General features: G+C 63.5%; 13 protein-coding genes and 1 pseudogene. 6 read left to right on the top strand and 8 right to left on the bottom strand.

Annotated features, from left to right (window positions below; translation table 11 throughout):
• Positions 1-78 precede the first annotated feature (78 nt).
• The 4 genes from BM374_RS18495 to leuC form a co-directional block, all read right to left on the bottom strand.
• Positions 79-1,113: an alpha/beta fold hydrolase gene (locus tag BM374_RS18495; RefSeq protein ID WP_092294592.1), complete on the bottom strand. Its 1,035-nt coding sequence runs from the start codon at positions 1,111-1,113 to the stop codon at positions 79-81.
• 48 nt (positions 1,114-1,161) lie between these two features.
• The gene (locus BM374_RS18490; protein WP_244552625.1) at positions 1,162-2,499 is read right to left on the bottom strand and encodes a 2-hydroxycarboxylate transporter family protein; all 1,338 of its coding nucleotides are present in this window, start codon (positions 2,497-2,499) and stop codon (positions 1,162-1,164) included.
• A 72-nt stretch (positions 2,500-2,571) separates the two neighbouring features.
• Complete coding sequence (gene leuD, locus BM374_RS18485; RefSeq protein ID WP_092294590.1) at positions 2,572-3,180, bottom strand: 3-isopropylmalate dehydratase small subunit; 609 nt, start codon at positions 3,178-3,180, stop codon at positions 2,572-2,574.
• Positions 3,177-4,604, bottom strand: a complete 1,428-nt coding sequence (leuC, locus tag BM374_RS18480) for a 3-isopropylmalate dehydratase large subunit (protein ID WP_092294588.1) — start codon at positions 4,602-4,604, stop codon at positions 3,177-3,179. The genes leuD and leuC overlap by 4 nt, the downstream gene beginning before the upstream one ends.
• A gap of 126 nt (positions 4,605-4,730) precedes the next feature.
• On the opposite strand from leuC, the gene BM374_RS18475 reads away from it, so the two are divergent.
• Complete coding sequence (locus BM374_RS18475; protein WP_092294586.1) at positions 4,731-5,651, top strand: LysR family transcriptional regulator; 921 nt, start codon at positions 4,731-4,733, stop codon at positions 5,649-5,651.
• 44 nt (positions 5,652-5,695) lie between these two features.
• Here the strand turns inward: BM374_RS18475 and BM374_RS39430 are convergent.
• Positions 5,696-6,010, bottom strand: a pseudogene (locus BM374_RS39430) (hypothetical protein); the annotation flags it as partial.
• Between BM374_RS39430 and BM374_RS18465 the strand changes: the two are divergent.
• Both BM374_RS18465 and BM374_RS18460 read left to right on the top strand, forming a co-directional pair.
• Positions 5,943-6,926, top strand: coding sequence for a class I SAM-dependent methyltransferase (locus BM374_RS18465; protein WP_244552624.1), 984 nt, complete (start codon positions 5,943-5,945; stop codon positions 6,924-6,926). The pseudogene BM374_RS39430 and the gene BM374_RS18465 overlap by 68 nt on opposite strands.
• 115 nt (positions 6,927-7,041) lie before the next feature.
• Positions 7,042-7,497: a GDSL-type esterase/lipase family protein gene (locus BM374_RS18460; RefSeq protein ID WP_092295025.1), complete on the top strand. Its 456-nt coding sequence runs from the start codon at positions 7,042-7,044 to the stop codon at positions 7,495-7,497.
• A gap of 167 nt (positions 7,498-7,664) precedes the next feature.
• Here the strand turns inward: BM374_RS18460 and BM374_RS18455 are convergent, their stop codons facing one another.
• From BM374_RS18455 to BM374_RS18445, 3 genes are all read right to left on the bottom strand, one after another.
• A complete protein-coding gene (locus BM374_RS18455) occupies positions 7,665-8,159 on the bottom strand; it encodes a hypothetical protein (RefSeq protein WP_177248407.1) in 495 nt (164 codons plus the stop codon).
• Between the two features lie 166 nt (positions 8,160-8,325).
• Entirely contained in the window at positions 8,326-8,778 is a 453-nt protein-coding gene (locus BM374_RS18450; protein WP_092294582.1) for a DNA polymerase III subunit chi, read from the bottom strand.
• Entirely contained in the window at positions 8,775-10,274 is a 1,500-nt protein-coding gene (locus BM374_RS18445) for a leucyl aminopeptidase (RefSeq protein ID WP_092294579.1), read from the bottom strand. The genes BM374_RS18450 and BM374_RS18445 overlap by 4 nt, the downstream gene beginning before the upstream one ends.
• A 338-nt stretch (positions 10,275-10,612) precedes the next feature.
• Here BM374_RS18445 and lptF point away from each other — a divergent pair, with 338 nt between their 5' ends.
• From lptF to BM374_RS18430, 3 genes are read left to right on the top strand one after another with little or no spacing between them, the layout of a single operon-like run.
• The gene (gene lptF, locus BM374_RS18440) at positions 10,613-11,782 is read left to right on the top strand and encodes an LPS export ABC transporter permease LptF (RefSeq protein WP_092294577.1); all 1,170 of its coding nucleotides are present in this window, start codon (positions 10,613-10,615) and stop codon (positions 11,780-11,782) included.
• The gene (gene lptG / locus BM374_RS18435) at positions 11,779-12,876 is read left to right on the top strand and encodes an LPS export ABC transporter permease LptG (RefSeq protein WP_092294575.1); all 1,098 of its coding nucleotides are present in this window, start codon (positions 11,779-11,781) and stop codon (positions 12,874-12,876) included. The genes lptF and lptG overlap by 4 nt, the downstream gene beginning before the upstream one ends.
• Positions 12,876-15,362: an LPS-assembly protein LptD gene (locus BM374_RS18430; protein ID WP_177248385.1), complete on the top strand. Its 2,487-nt coding sequence runs from the start codon at positions 12,876-12,878 to the stop codon at positions 15,360-15,362. The genes lptG and BM374_RS18430 overlap by 1 nt, the downstream gene beginning before the upstream one ends.
• The last annotated feature ends 58 nt before the right edge of the window (positions 15,363-15,420 follow it).

Here is a 15,420-nt window from a genome sequence, read left to right as displayed (position 1 = left end):
GTTATGACACCGCACTCTTAAGCATTGATCTGAATGCCTTTTGCGGAGCGGCCGGCTCTGCCGACGCGCTCCCACACATCACGTGAAAAAGGCGTCGAGCTTCTGCAGCAGAAGCTCCGGCGCTTCCTCCGGCAGGTAGTGTCCGCAGGGCAGGCTTCCGCCTTGCACGTTGTTTGCTTTGGCGCGCCAGGTATCGAGCACGTCATAGGTGGACCCGACCACGCCCTTTTCGCCCCAAAGTACGAGCAGCGGGCAACCGATCCTCTTCTCCGAATCCGCCTCGTCGTGGATCAGGTCAATTCCGGCAGCGGCACGATAATCCTCGCACACGGCGTGCAGAGTTTCGCGGGTGTAGCACCGGCGGTACTCCTCGAGCGCGTCCGGATCGATGGCTCCCGGCGTCTTGTTCTGCTTGTTGATGTGGGTCTGAAGATAGAATTCGAGATTGTTGCCGATCAGGGTCTCAGGAAGCGGCGCCGGCTGGATGAGGAAGAACCACCACATGTAGCGCGTGGCGAATTCCTTGTTCGTCGTCGCATACATCGTCGCCGTCGGTGCGATGTCGAGCATGACCGCCCTGGAGACGGCCTGCGGATGGTCAAGCAGCAAACGATGCAGAACGCGCCCGCCGCGATCATGGCCAACAGCGTGAAAATGGTCGAAACCGAGCGCGCGCATCACTTCGACCTGGTCCCGCGCCATCTCGCGCTTGGAATAGGCAATGCTGTCCTTGCCGCCATCCGGCTTGCTCGAATCGCCATAGCCGCGCAGATCGGTCAGCACCACGGTAAAGCGCTCCGCCAGCCTGGGCGCGACCTTGTGCCAGCATGCGAGTGTCTGCGGATGGCCGTGCAGCAAGAGCAGCGGCGGTCCCTCGCCTTTCACGAGCGCGTTGATCTCGGCACCACTGGTCTTGACGCGCCTCTGTCGAAATCCCGGCAGCAGCTTCTGAAGCGCACTGGTATTCACCGTATTATTCTCCTGTTGTGCAAAGGCGCCTTGCGCCGCGATGACTGGACCGATGGCTCCCGTTGTCAGCGCCAGTGACACCAGACGGCGGCGTGTCAGGCCCGGCGTCGAAGGGCTCGGCAGATCTTGTTCATTTTCGAGCATTGAAACCTCCCTGGAATATTCGTCTGGCGCGGAGTCGATCCGTGCGGATCAAGACAACGACTTCATCAACAGCGCCGCGATCACGATCATGATCGCGCCGCCGACGCGCGTTGCGATCTGGGCAAACGCCATCAGGCCCATGCGATCGGCCGCCCCGAGAATGGCGACGTCGCCGGTGCCGCCGAGACCCGAGTGGCAGGCGGTCACGATTGCCGCCTCGACCGGATACATGTTGAGCCACTTGCCGACATAGAAGCCTGACGCGATCATGGCCAGCACCGTCGCGGTGCAGATCGCGATGTAGCCCGGGTTGAAGGATGCCGCGAGCTGCTCCCATTTGACCAATAACGTGCCCATCGCAACCAGGATGGCAAACGTCAGGTTCGTCGACATGAACTTGTTGATCTGATAAGCGCCGAGCTCCATCTCGACCGGCAGCATCTTCGTCAGCTTGAGGGCGACCGCCGCGATGATCATCATGATCGGACCTGGAATTCCCGTGAATGGCGCCAGGGTCATGCCGAGCACGAACAGCACGCAGGACAGCACGATTCCTGCGCCAAGCAATCCGAGGTCGATCGGCTGGTCGGATCGCGCCTCGCCAAGAATGTCGTCATCGCCGGTTCTGACCAGCATGCCCTGACCGCTCAGATCCCGACGCTTCTCGCCGAGGCGCGCGAGCAGGCCCGCACAAACGATCGCGACCACGTTGCCGAGCAGCGCCGCCGGTACCATCTGCGCAACGAGGTCGCCCTGCGGCCGCTGCAATATCTCCGAATAGGCGATGGAAAGCGGCAGCACGCCCTCTGCGAGGCCGCCGCCGATGATCGGGATGATGATGAAGAAGAACGCCTCCTTGGGGCTATGGCCGAACAGCATAGCGATGGCGATACCGGCCGATACGGCCGCGAGCGTCCCGATCAGAAGCGGAACGAACATGCGGATGAAGCCCTGGACCAGCACACGATAGGGCATGCCGAGGATCGAGCCTGCGACGAGACAGGCGATGAAGAAATATTGGAAATTGGCTGTGCGGAAGGTCGTGGCGATCGCTTTCAGCGCCGCCTCGGGCATCAAGCCGTAGCTCACGATTGCCGCCGGAACGAACAGACAGAGAATCGCAGTGCCGCCGATCTGCTTCAGCACCGGAATGGTCTGGCCGAGCTTGCCAAGCAGGAAGCCGAGCAGCATCAGGAGCGACAGACCGCCGATCACGTCATTGGGCAGTTTGCCGGAATACACGGCAGCCGCACAGACTACCGCAGCGGCAATGTAGACGCCGATCGGCAACGGACCGATCCTGAGGGCGGCGCGTGTTGCCGGCGTTCTGATCTGTGACGAAGCAGCCGGTGGCGCAACCGAAGCTCGGTATGTCGTATCAGCCAAGAGTCCCTCCACTGTTTGTCATTTTTCGTTGGTGACGCGGTCCGGCACGCGTCGAAATGTTCGATCCGGAGTTCAGAACATCCAGGGGCTGGCCGCGCGATGGCGCGCCTCGAACGCGCGGATGTCGTCGGCGTGAATCAGTGTGGACGCGATGAAATCGCGGCCGGTCAGAAAGGCTTCCTTCCTCGCCGGCTCGATCTCGAACGGCATCCTCCGGCGGCCGCAATCAAAGCGGATCGTCTGGGCCGCAAGGTCCACGGCAACGTCATTGCGGGTGCGATCGGCGATGACCGAGGCGAGCGCCGTCACCCTCTCGGGATCGAGCGAGATCGTCAGGAGGCCGTTATTGGCGCAATTGTCGTCGAAGATGCCGGCAAAACTGGTGCCGATCAGCGCGCGAATACCGAGCTGCTGGAGTCCCCACACCGCATGCTCGCGGCTCGAGCCGCAGCCGAAATTCGGGCCGACGACCAGAAAGCAGGCGTCGCGATAGCCGTCCTGGTTCAGGATGAAATCCGGATTGGCCTTGCCGCCACTGAAGCGCAGCAGGTTGAAAGCGCCCTCGCCCAGGCCGCTGCGGTCGACCCCCTTAAGAAACATTTTTGGCATGATCACGTCGGTGTCGACGTTCGGCGCCATCATCGGTGCGGCAATCCCCGCGACTTGATCGAACGGCATCATTGGCGTGATCCTCCCAGCAGCGAGCGTACGTCGGTGATGCGGCCGGTGACGGCCGCGGCGGCCACCATCGCCGGGCTCATCAGATGCGTCCGGGCGCCCGGTCCCTGGCGCCCCTCGAAGTTGCGGTTGGTCGAGGACGCGCACCGCTCTCCCGGCTTCAACACGTCGTCGTTCATCGCAAGGCACATCGAGCAGCCGGATTGCCGCCATTCGACCCCGGCGTCGGTGAACACCTTGGCAAGGCCTTCCGCCTCTGCCTGGGCCCTGACCTGCGTCGAACCCGGCACCACGATCGCCCGCACGCCTGCCGCGACGCGGCGGCCGCGAAAGATCTCGGCCGCATCGCGCAAGTCTTCGATCCGCGCGTTGGTACAGGACCCGATGAAAGCGAAGTCGATCGGAACGGATTGAATGGACGTCCCCGGTGTCAGGCCCATGTAGCTCAGCGCGCGCATGGCCGCGGCCCTGCGATCGGGCGCTGCCTGTTGCACAGGATCGGGCACATTGTCGGTCACCGCGATCGCCTGATCGGGGCTGGTGCCCCAGGTCACCAGCGGCGCAACCTCGGAGATGTCGAGCGTCACTTCGCGGTCGAATTTGGCAGCGGGATCGGAAGACAGTGTGAGCCAGCTCGCTGCGGCGCGCTCCCACATTTCCCCCTTGGGGGAGCGCGGACGTCCTTTCAGATAGTCCAGCACCTTCTGATCCGGCGCGATCACCACACCGCGCGCGCCCGCCTCGACAATCATGATCGACATCACGATCCGGCCCTCGACGCTCATGTCGGAGACGACGGGACCGCTGAATTCCACGGCATAGCCTGTCGCGCCGTCGGCCCCGATCCGCCGGATCACCTCCATGACGATGTCCTTCGGCGTCACGCCGAACGGCGCCGCCGTTCCGGACAGGTGGATGCGCATCGTCTTGAGGCGGCGATAGCGCACCGTCGAGGTTGCGAGATAGTGCTCGATGTCGGACGTTCCAATGCCGTAGCCGAGGGCACCGAACGCCCCATAGGCCGTGCTGTGGCTGTCGCCGGCTGCGATCACCATGCCCGGCATGACGAGCCCCTGCTCGGGGGCAACGACGTGCTCGATGCCCTGGCGGGGATCGAGAATGTCGAAATATTCGATGCCGAATTCCCTCGCGTTCTCGGCGAAGTAGTCGACCTGCCGCGTCGATGCATCATCGGGCATCGCGCGGACGCGCCGCGCCGCCGTGGGGTTGACGTGGTCAACCACCATGAGTGCCGCCCTGGGATTCCAGACCTTGCGTCCTGCCGCGCGCAGGCCGGCAAAGGCTTGCGGGCTGGTGTATTCGTTCAGGACGGTGCGATCGACATAGAGCAGCACGAGACCGCTGTCATCGAGATTGCGGACGACATGGGCATCCACCAGCTTGTCGTACAGCGTGCGCGCGGCCATTTGCGCTTCCTCCGGAAAAATCTCGCTGCACGGTGCCGCCCGCGGCACTGGAAATCCAATGTCGTGTTCTGATATCGTTATGCAAATCGTGCATAAGCATGGTTTATCCTGTCAGGAGGCCGTACAATGGAGATCAACTGGCTGCACGATTTCATCGCGGTGGCGACCACGCGCAGCTTCTCGCGCGCAGCAGAGCAGCGCAATTGCTCGCAGCCCGCGCTGAGCCGCAGGATCCAGGCCCTCGAGGTCTGGACGGGCGCGCCGCTGCTGGATCGCACCACGCACAGCGTCAATCTGACGCCGGCTGGCGAAGGCTTTCGCGAAACGGCCGAAGACGTGCTGCGCCGGCTGGCCGCCGGCCGGCTCGACGCCCAGGAGCGGGCGCGCGGCGCATCCGACGTGCTGAAATTCGCATCGACCAACGCTTTGTCGCTAACCTTCTTTCCCGATTGGCTGCGCGGCATCGAGACCGAGCTGTCATTCGTTCCGAACGTGCAGCTCGTGGCAAATCACATGGAGGCCTGCGAACGCATTCTGCTCGCGGGCGATGCGCACTTCCTGCTCTGTCATTACCATCCGTCGGCAACGACGACGCTGGCCCCGTCGCATTTTCGCTCGCTGCATGTCGGCGACGACAGGCTCATTCCCGCATCGGTGCCGGTTTCAAATCGCAGCCGCAGGCCCCGCTTCCGGCTTCCGGGGACGGACAATGCTCCCGTCCCGTTCCTGAGCTTTCGTCCGGAGTCGGGCATGGGCCGCATCCTGGAAGCTGTGCGCGCGACCTCGCCTCGGGACGTGCATTTGCGCACGACATTCACCTCGCATCTCGCCAAGCTGCTGGTAACGATGGTCCAGGCCGGTCGCGGCATGGCGTGGCTGCCGGAAAGCCTGATCACCGATCAGCTCGCCTCCGGCGAGATCGTCGCAGCGGGCGGCGAGGAATGGTACGTGCCAATCGAAATCCACGTGTTCCGGCCGAAGCTTCGCCTTGCGAAGGCCGCAGAGGCGTTCTGGCAGCACATAGTGAAAGGCGGTCGTCAGGCCTGACGCGGACTAACGGCTGGTGCTCCTGCATTGGCTGAGCCGCAGGACTAAACGGCCGGCATAGGCGCATTTGTGGCGCCGCTGGAAGCGCGAAAGGCCGCGTCCGCGCCTTCGGCTGCGGGCCCAAAGTCACCTCTCAGCGCCATCAATGCTCGGCGCTCTTCTTCGATTTCGTACAAGGTGCGAAAGCCCAGCTTTCTCAACACCGGAACCGGAGGGCACCATCCTTGGATCGCGTGTTGAAATAGAAAGGTAGTCACCAGCGCCGGAAGCGCGAGCCAGCGTCGACTATTTGTGGTCGCCAATGCAATGCCTGCGAATCCGATCACCGCGGCATTGGCTTCGATCGCTCTCTCGATGTCCTTGGGCTTTGTCGGTATGGCCACGAGCAGTGTTCACGGGAATCTGTGCGCCTTCGTGCTAGCAAGTCCATGCGATATTTTCGAAAGAAGCATATTCATAGAGAAAATTTTTGAGGGAGATCGAGCGATGTCGTCACCCGAACCGATCAAATTCACCGATGGCGCGGCTTACGAGCGCTTCATGGCGCCGTGGAGCCGATCAGCCGGCACGTTTTTCCTCGACTGGCTGGCGCCGCGTCCGGGACTGGCCTGGGCGGATATCGGTGCCGGCAATGGCGCGTTCACCGAGCTCCTTCTTGCGAAATCCGCCCCTTCCTCCGTCTGCGCGATCGATCCATCCGACGCCCAGATTGCGACCGCGCGGCAAAAGTTAGCGGCAAAGCAGGTCGAACTGTCGATCGGCGACGCGATGTCCCTGCCCTACGACACAGGCCGCTTCGACGTCGCAGTGATGGCCTTGGTGCTGTTTTTCGTCCCCGACCCGCGCAAAGGCGCCTCGGAAATGGTTCGCGTCACCAAACCCGGCGGCATGGTTGCATCCTATACTTGGGATGTTATGCGCGGCGGCACGCCGACGCAGCCGCTGTGGGAAGAGCTGGATGCCCTTGGCATCCCCGCAGCGCGCCCGCTGAGCGCCGACATCTCTCGTTTCGAAATGCTCAAGGCGCTCTGGGCCGAGCTTGGTCTGCGCGATATCGAAACCCGCGAGCTGGTCGTCGAGCGGACATTCGCCGACTTCGACGATTACTGGCTCTCCATGGTGGTCAGCAGCCCGGCGGGCGTGTCTGCAAAGCTGTCGGACACCCAGCGCGAAGAGCTGAAACGACGGCTTCAGGCGCGACTGCCCGCAAGCGCGACCGGAGCGATCACGGTTCATGCCTCCGCCACTGCGATCAAAGGGCGCAAGGCTGCTTAAAGCTTGCCCAATTGGGTGATGCGGTAGAGTGTGCTTGCGGCTTAAATGACCACCTCAGGGGGATATGAAAAAGATGCGCGTGAATGCCAGACTGCTTGCTTCGATTGCGGCTCTCATGATGCTCTTGCCCGTTGGCATCGCTCATGCCGCAACCGTCGTCGCCCTTGGCGCCAGCAACACCGCCGGCAAGGGCGTCTCGCCGAGCGAAGCGTACCCGGCCCAACTCGAGGCCATCCTTCGCGCGAGAGGACTTGACGTCACCGTCATCAATGCCGGCATCAGCGGCGACACCACCGGAGGAATGATGGCCCGGCTCGATAGCGCAGTGCCAAAGGGGACGCGGGTGGTCATTCTCCAGCCCGGCGGGAACGACCTGAGAAAGGGCGCGCGCAACTACACGACTGAGCTCGTAAGCCGCTTGAGGACCATGGGTGTCAAGGTCGTCATGCTGCCAAACACGATGTTGCGCGGCAAGCCGCACCAAGTCGACGGGCAACATCTCACGCCGGAAGGCTACCGCATGCTGGCGCAACAATTGGCCGGGCCCGTCAGCAGTGCATTGCGTAACTAGCTGACTGTTCCGTTTCGACGGGAGCCGATTAGACAAGGGGCGGTTCGCGCGAAGCGCCTACCGCGTCATCGAACGGACGTGGTGACCTTCGGCCCAGCGATTTTCGACTAGCGTTCCGGAATCGTCGCATTAGCGATCCGGAACGTAGCGTAGCGGGCGAGGAACGCCTACGTCGCCGCCTTCTTCTTCGCCTTCGGCTTCACCGGCTTCGCAACGACTGGCGGCTCGGGATTGCCTTCGATCGCCGACAGCCGTCCGGAGGTGAAGGTGTAAATGCCCGCGCGCGGTCCGGTGGTCCAGGTCACCACCGCGACGCGCCGGCCGGCGGCGTCATTGGAGATGTTGACGTTCGAGGGCGCGCCGATGCCGCGCACCACGTCGCATTCGGTATGACCGAGCGCGACCGTGCCGCCGACGGGCGCCGTCGTCGAGGCATTGGCGTCGGCGGGTCCAGGCGGCGGCGCCATGCCAGGACAGGCACCATCGGCGCTGACGAGATCTTCAGGTCCCACCGGCTTGTCCGGCGTCAATGGCGGCGACTCGATCGAGATGTTCTTGATGAACAGGCGGCTCGGCTTGTTGAACCATTCAGCGTCTTTCGCCGACGCGAGCATATCGGATGCGCCCGAGCAGCCCGCCAGCAGCGGCGCAACAGCGGCCAACGCAACCATGAGCGACTTTGGAAGCTTTTGATGTCGCACGATAAACCAAATTCCCCGCATGAAGGAGCAGCCCTAAGCGATTGTCCCAACATCACTTTGCGGCACGAAGGTGGCCGAAACCAATCTGCCCGAGAAAGTCCAAATTATCATTAATTGCGAATGGTCGCTAATTCCGGCGCTGCCACCGGCCCCGCTCGTCGGCCTGCCAATAGGTGACCTCAAATCCGCGCGTCTTGCAATCGGTCCAGGTGCTGCGGGCGGCCGCGAGCGCGTCCGGATCGTCGCCGTTGAACAGCAGCACCATGCGCTCATAGGCTTCCGCGTCCTCCGGCAAAGCGGCGTTGTCGACGAGGAAACGGACGTTGGCCCCGTTCGGATTGTCCGCCTCGATCGCCAGCACGATGGGCTGCTCGGCCACATCGTTCACCCGCCATGTCGCATGCGGCAGGAAGGAATCGTCGCGATAGGTCCACAAATGCGCGTCGAGCGCATCGGCGCGCTCCGGCGAGGTCGACTGCACCACGACGCACCAGCCGCGCTCGAGCGATTTCTCGAGAAGCGGCGGCAAGACGTTCTCAACCGTCATGTTTTGCAGATGGTAAAACAGCACTTCCGTCATTTGCGCTCGTAATGATCTGCCACCAGACGATCGAGCAGACGGACGCCATAGCCGGAGCCCCAGCTCTGATTGATGTCAGTCTTCGGCGCGCCCATCGCGGTGCCGGCGATGTCGAGATGCGCCCAGGGCGTGCCATCGACGAAGCGCTGCAGGAACTGCGCGGCGGTGATCGAGCCGCCATGCCGTCCGCCCGTGTTCTTCATGTCGGCAAACTGGGAATCGATCAGCTTGTCGTATTCGGGGCCGAGCGGCATGCGCCAGACCTTCTCGCCGACCTCGATGCCGGCCGTCAGCAGGCGTTCGGCGAGTTCGTCATTGTTGGAGAACATGCCGGCATGCTCGGTGCCGAGCGCGACCATGATCGCGCCGGTCAACGTCGCCAGATCCACCATGAATTTCGGCTTCAGCTTCTTGGCGACGTACCAGAGTACGTCGGCCAGCACGAGGCGGCCCTCCGCGTCGGTGTTGATGATCTCGATGGTCTGGCCTGACATCGAGGTGACGATGTCGCCCGGCCGCTGCGCGTTGCCGTCGGGCATGTTCTCGACGAGTCCGATGGCGCCGACCACGTTGACCTTGGCCTTGCGCGCCGCGAGCGCGTGCATCAGGCCGACGACGCAGGCCGCGCCGCCCATGTCGCCTTTCATGTCCTCCATGCTGCCGGCCGGCTTGATCGAGATGCCGCCGGTGTCGAAACAGACCCCTTTGCCGACGAAGGCGACCGGTGCCTCGCCCTTCCTGCCGCCGTCCCAGCGCATGATCACTGTACGGCTCGGTCGCACCGAGCCTTGGCCGACACCGAGCAGCGCGCCCATGCCGAGCTTCTGCATCGCCTTGACGTCGAGCACCTCGATTCTGACGCCGAGCTTGCGCAGCTGACCGGCGCGGCGGGCGAACTCCTCAGGGTACAGCACGTTCGGCGGCTCGTTGACGAGATCGCGCGCGATGATGACACCGTCGACGACCGCTGCTGCCGAAGCAAAGGCCTTCTTCGCCGCGGCCGCATCGCCGACGGCGAGCGAAACATCGGCGCGCAAGGCGCCCTCCTCGCCGTCCTTCTTCCTGGTCTTGTAGCGGTCGAACTTGTAGGCGCGCAGGCGCACGCCCGAGGCAATCGCGACCGCCTGCTCGCTGCTCATGGCGCCGGTGGCGAGTTCCGCCACGATGGTCATGGCCGCAGAGCCGGCCTTGAGCTTGCTGGCGGCCAAGCCGCCGAATTTGAGGAAGTCGTTCCCCTTCAAGCCGGAGGCCTTGCCGGTCCCGATCACGATCAGGCGATCAGCCTTCAGGCCCTCGGGAGCCAAAATGTCCAGGGCCGCGCCGCTTTTGCCTTTGAATGAGGCGGCAGCCGCCGCCCGCTTCACGAGCTCGCTCGCGGCACCGAGCGCCTTGGCCGTCGCCGGGCCGACCTTCAGAGCCTCATCACAGAACACGACCAGAATGCCACGGGCGGCGGACGCCATTGGGACAAAGCCGACCTTGATGGCATCGGACATGGGTAACTCCTCAAAAACATGGGGCTTTTTACCGATCAACCGGGACGGCCGCGGGCCGGAGTTGAACGGCGATTCACTCGTCTTTCCCCACTATGGGCCAGAGGCGCGGTCAAAGCCAAGCACCGCCCGTGGCAGGGACGCCACATTGAGGGAAATATTAACCATATGATGAGGGCGCCATGGGTCAGCCATTTTGTTGACGGATCAAAGGGATGCTAGTGAGAAAGTAAGCCTCCGGAAGAGGCGGTTGGCCGGCCTTGGGGATCCCTGTCAGGGATTGGTCGGAGAGTCCGAATTCCGGTGTGCGCTGGGGCTTGGTGGGAATCGTGCGGTAGCGCATGGGGTCGATCGACAGGTATATTTTCCGCACGACGCTGGCGTCGTTTGCGCTCGTCCTGGTCAGCCTCACCGGCGTGATCTGGATTACGCAGGCGTTGCGCGGCATCGACCTGATGACGAGCCAGGGTCAGACCATCATGACCTTCCTCGGCATTACCAGCCTCGTGATCCCGGCGCTGGTGCTGATCATCTCGCCGATCGCGCTGATGATCGCGATCTCGCACACGCTGAACAAGCTGGCGACCGATTCCGAGATCATCGTGATGAATGCCGCCGGCCTCTCGCCGTTCCGGCTGTTCTATCCGTTCTTCTGCGCCACCTGCGTCGTGGCGCTGCTGGTCGCCTTCATCTCCGCCTATCTCGCGCCCGACGGCATGCGACGGATCAAGCAGTGGGATGCCGAGATCACCGCCGACGTGCTCACCAATATCCTGCAGCCGGGCCGCTTCGCCCAGCTCGACAAGAATCTGACGATCCGGATCCGCGAACGGCTGCCCGGCGGCATTCTCGCCGGCATTTTCATCGACGACCGCCGCGATCCGAACGAGCGCGTCTCGATCGTCGCCGAGCACGGCGAGGTCGTGAAGAACGAGAATGGATCGTTCCTGGTGCTCAAAGACGGCAATCTGCAGCGCTTCGAGGCCGGCAAGCGCGACCCTGCGCTGGTGGCATTCGGCCGCTACGGCTTCGACATGTCGAAGTTCGGCAACCAGGGCCACGATGTCACCCTCGGCATTCGCGAGCGCTATCTGTGGGAGCTGCTCTCGCCGTCCGAGGACGACCCGGTCTACAAGCAGATCCCCGGGCAGTTCCGCTCGGCGCTGCATGACAGCCTCCTGGCGCCGATTTATCCCTTCGCCTTTGCCGCGCTGACCTTCGCTTTTCTCGGCGCGCCGCGCACGACGCGACAGAGCCGCAACTTCTCGATCGGTGGCTCGGTGCTCGCCGTGTTCGGCCTGCGCATGGCGGGATTTGCCTGCTCGGTGATGGCCGTGAAATCGCCGGGTCCGGTGTGGGTCCAGTACGCGATGGTGCTTGGGGCGATCGGCGTCGGCTTGTGGATGATCATCGGCGGCATCGTGGTCGAGCCGCCGCCGGGCCTGATGGAGGCCATCAACAGGTCGAATGCGCGCATCGCGCGGCTGTTCGGACGGCCGGCCGCCGCATGAGCATGCTCACCAACACACTGGGGCGCTATTTTGCCGGCCGCTTCGTGGTCGCCGCACTCGGCGTGTTCGCGAGCATTTTCCTGCTGCTGGTGCTGGTCGACTACATCGAGATGGTGCGCAAGACCTCGGGGCTCGCATCCGCCTCCGCGATCATGGTGGCCGAGACCTCGCTATTTCGGGTGCCGCAGCTGCTGGAGAAGCTGACGCCGTTCTGCATGCTGATCGGCGCCATGATCTGCTATCTCGATCTCTCCCGTCGACTCGAGCTCGTGGTCGCGCGCGCCGCCGGCATCTCGGCCTGGCAAATTGTCGCGCCGGCGCTCGGCAGCGCGCTGCTGATCGGGGTGATCGCCACCGTCGCCTACAATCCGACGTCGGCGAATCTGCGCGAGCTCTCCAAGCGCATGGAAGCCGAGCTGTTCGGCTCGGCGCCCGGCGGCGGCATCCAGGACGCCTCGGGCTTCTGGCTCAACCAGGTGACCAGCGACGGCCAGACCATCATCAACGCGGCACGCAGCGAGCAGCAGGGCGTCCGGCTGACGGGCCTGACCCTGTTCCGGTTTGACACAGAACAGCACTTCAAGGAGCGAATCGAGGCGCGCGAGGCAATGCTCGAGTCCGGCCATTGGCTGTTCAAGGGCGTGCGCCGCTTCACGCTCGACGCGCCCCCGGTCGATCAGGCCAGCCTGGAAATTCCGACGACGCTCACCGAGGCGCAGGTTCGCAACAGCTTTTCCACACCCGAGACTGTGTCCTTTTGGCAACTACCGAGCTACATCCGCTCGTCGGAGAGCTCGGGGTTCGCGACAGCGGGATATCGACTCCAGTATCACAAGCTGCTGGCACAGCCGTTTTTGCTCGCCGCCATGGTGATGCTCGCGGCTTCCGTGTCGCTGCGCTTCTTCCGGATGGGTGGCGTACAGAAGATGGTTTTGAGTGGCGTGGGCGCAGGCTTTCTGCTCTACGTGCTGTCGAAAGTGACTGAAGACTTGAGCAAGGCTGAGTTGATGCATCCGATCGCTGCGGCGTGGTTGCCCGTAGTGGTGGGCGGCCTCACCGGCTTTTTGGCCTTGCTGTACCAGGAGGACGGTTAGTGACTGCCGTCCATCGAGGACCCGTGTCTGGATCGACATCGTGCACCCGCGTGCGCGCGAACGGATGCGGCTTGTCTGTCCGCAAGGTCCTGCTTGCGCTTGTCGCGACCGTATCGCTCGCCGGCATGATGGATCTTGCCGCGGTGACGCCTGCCGCCGCCCAGAGCTTCACCTACAATCCGCGGCCGCCGCGCCCGGTTCCGCCCAAGGCCGCCAATGACGGGCAGATGCTCGTGCAGGCGACCGAGGTCGATTACGACTACAACAATTCGCGCGTCTCCGCGGTCGGCAATGTCCAGCTGTTCTACAACGGCACCAGCGTCGAGGCCGACCGGGTGATCTACGACCAGAAGACCAAGCGCCTGCATGCCGAAGGCAACATCCGCATGACGGATGCCGAAGGCAAGATCACCTATGCCGAGATCCTGGATCTCTCCGACGACTACCGCGACGGCTTCGTCGATTCGCTGCGCGTGGACACCGCCGACCAGACCCGCATGGCCGCGACCCGCGCCGACCGCTCGAGCGGCAACTACACGGTGTTCGAGAACGGCGTCTACACGGCCTGCGCGCCGTGTAAGGACGATCCGAAGAAGCCCCCGCTCTGGCAGGTCAAGGGTGCCCGCATCATCCACGACCAGCAGGAGAAGATGCTGTATTTCGAGACGGCGCAGCTCGAATTCTTCGGCGTGCCGATCGCCTACATGCCCTACTTCTCGACGCCCGATCCGACCGTGAAGCGCAAGACCGGTTTCCTGATGCCGGGCTTCACCTCGAACACGCCGTTCGGCTACGGCGTCGAAGTCCCGTTCTATTGGGCGATCGCGCCTGACATGGACGCGACCTTCAATCCGCGCATCACCTCCAGGCAGGGCGTGCTGTTCCAGGCCGAATTCCGCCAGCGCCTGATGGACGGCGCCTACCAGGTCCGCGTCTACGGCATCGACCAGCTCGACCGGAACGCCCTCGCCGGCCAGCCCGGCGATCGTCAGTTCCGCGGCGCCGTCGAGACCAAGGGCCAGTTTGCACTGAACGACAAGTGGGTCTGGGGTTGGGACGGCGTCCTGATGTCCGACTACTATTTCTTTTCGGACTACCGGTTGGCGCAGTATCGCGATCCGCAGGGCTCGTTCCTGTATCTGCCGACGGATGCGTTGTCGCAGCTCTATCTGACCGGCGTCGGCAATCGCAGCTTCTTCGACGCGCGCACGATGTACTGGCTGAGCTTCTCGGGTAACCAGCAGCAGGTCCCGGTCGTCTATCCCGTGATCGACTACTCGAATGTGCTCAACTATCCGATCTTCGGCGGCGAGGTCTCCTACAAGACCAACTTCGTCAACCTGACGCGCAACGACGCTGCGTTCGACCCGATCACGACGACCGCCAACACCAACGGCCTGTGCACGACGACCTCGGCCGATCCGCTCGCGCGGACGCCCTCGCAGTGCCTGCTGCGCGGCTTCCCCGGCACCTACACCCGCCTGACGGCGGAAGCACAGTGGCGCAAGTCCTACACCGATCCCTTCGGCGAGATCTGGACGCCGTTCGCGATCCTGCGCGCCGACGCGATCAACTCGGACGTCTCCAACCAGCCGGGCGTGTCGAACTACCTGCCGGTCGGCAACACCCAGGCGTTCCGCCTGATGCCGACCGTCGGCCTCGAATACCGCTACCCCTTCATCAACGTTCAGCCCTGGGGCTCGACCACGATCGAGCCGATCGCGCAGGTCATCATCCGCCCGAACGAAACCTATGCCGGCAGGCTTCCGAACGAAGATGCGCAGAGCATGGTGTTCGACACGACGAACCTGTTCAGCGTCGACAAGTTCTCCGGCTACGATCGCGTCGAGGGCGGCGGCCGCGCCAATGTCGGCGTTCAGGCCACCACGCAGTTCGACAGGGGCGGCGCCGTCAAAGTGCTGTTCGGGCAGTCCTACCAGCTGTTCGGCATGAACTCCTACGCGGTCCAGGATACCATCAACACGGGCCTGGATTCGGGCCTCGACAAGCCGCGCTCCGACTATGTCGCGAGCGCCGCCTACTCGCCGAACAGCACCTACACGTTCAGCGTCCGGTCCCGCATGGACGAGCAGACCTGGAACGTCCAGCGCTTCGAGGCCGAAGGCCGCGCCAACTTCAATCGCTGGTCTGTCAGCATGATGTACGGCAATTACGCGCCGCAGCCGGAACTCGGCTATCTGACCCGCCGCGAGGGCATCCTGACCTCCGGCTCGATCAAGGTCGCGACCAACTGGGTGGTAACGGGTTCGGCGCGCTGGGATCTCGAGGCCAACAAGATCAACCAATATGTGCTCGGCGCCGGCTATGTCGACGATTGCTTCGTGCTGGCGGCGAACTACGTAACTTCGTATAGCTATTCTGCGGGCACCACGCCGCCCGTGCTGAGCCACGCGTTCATGTTCCAGATCGGCCTGCGCACGCTGGCGACCTCGACCGGGTCCAGCAGTTCCGCCGGCCTCCAGTGAACCCGTTTGAAGTGCCAGCCGCCTGTACCCGATTGCAGGATCATCTCGGCTGACATGC

Origin of the sequence: Bradyrhizobium sp. Ghvi (assembly GCF_900115265.1) — a bacterium.
In the GTDB taxonomy this organism is placed as follows: domain Bacteria; phylum Pseudomonadota; class Alphaproteobacteria; order Rhizobiales; family Xanthobacteraceae; genus Bradyrhizobium.
The sequence above is the reverse complement of the archived record's forward strand: the minus strand, read 5'-3'. Positions and strand labels throughout refer to the sequence as shown.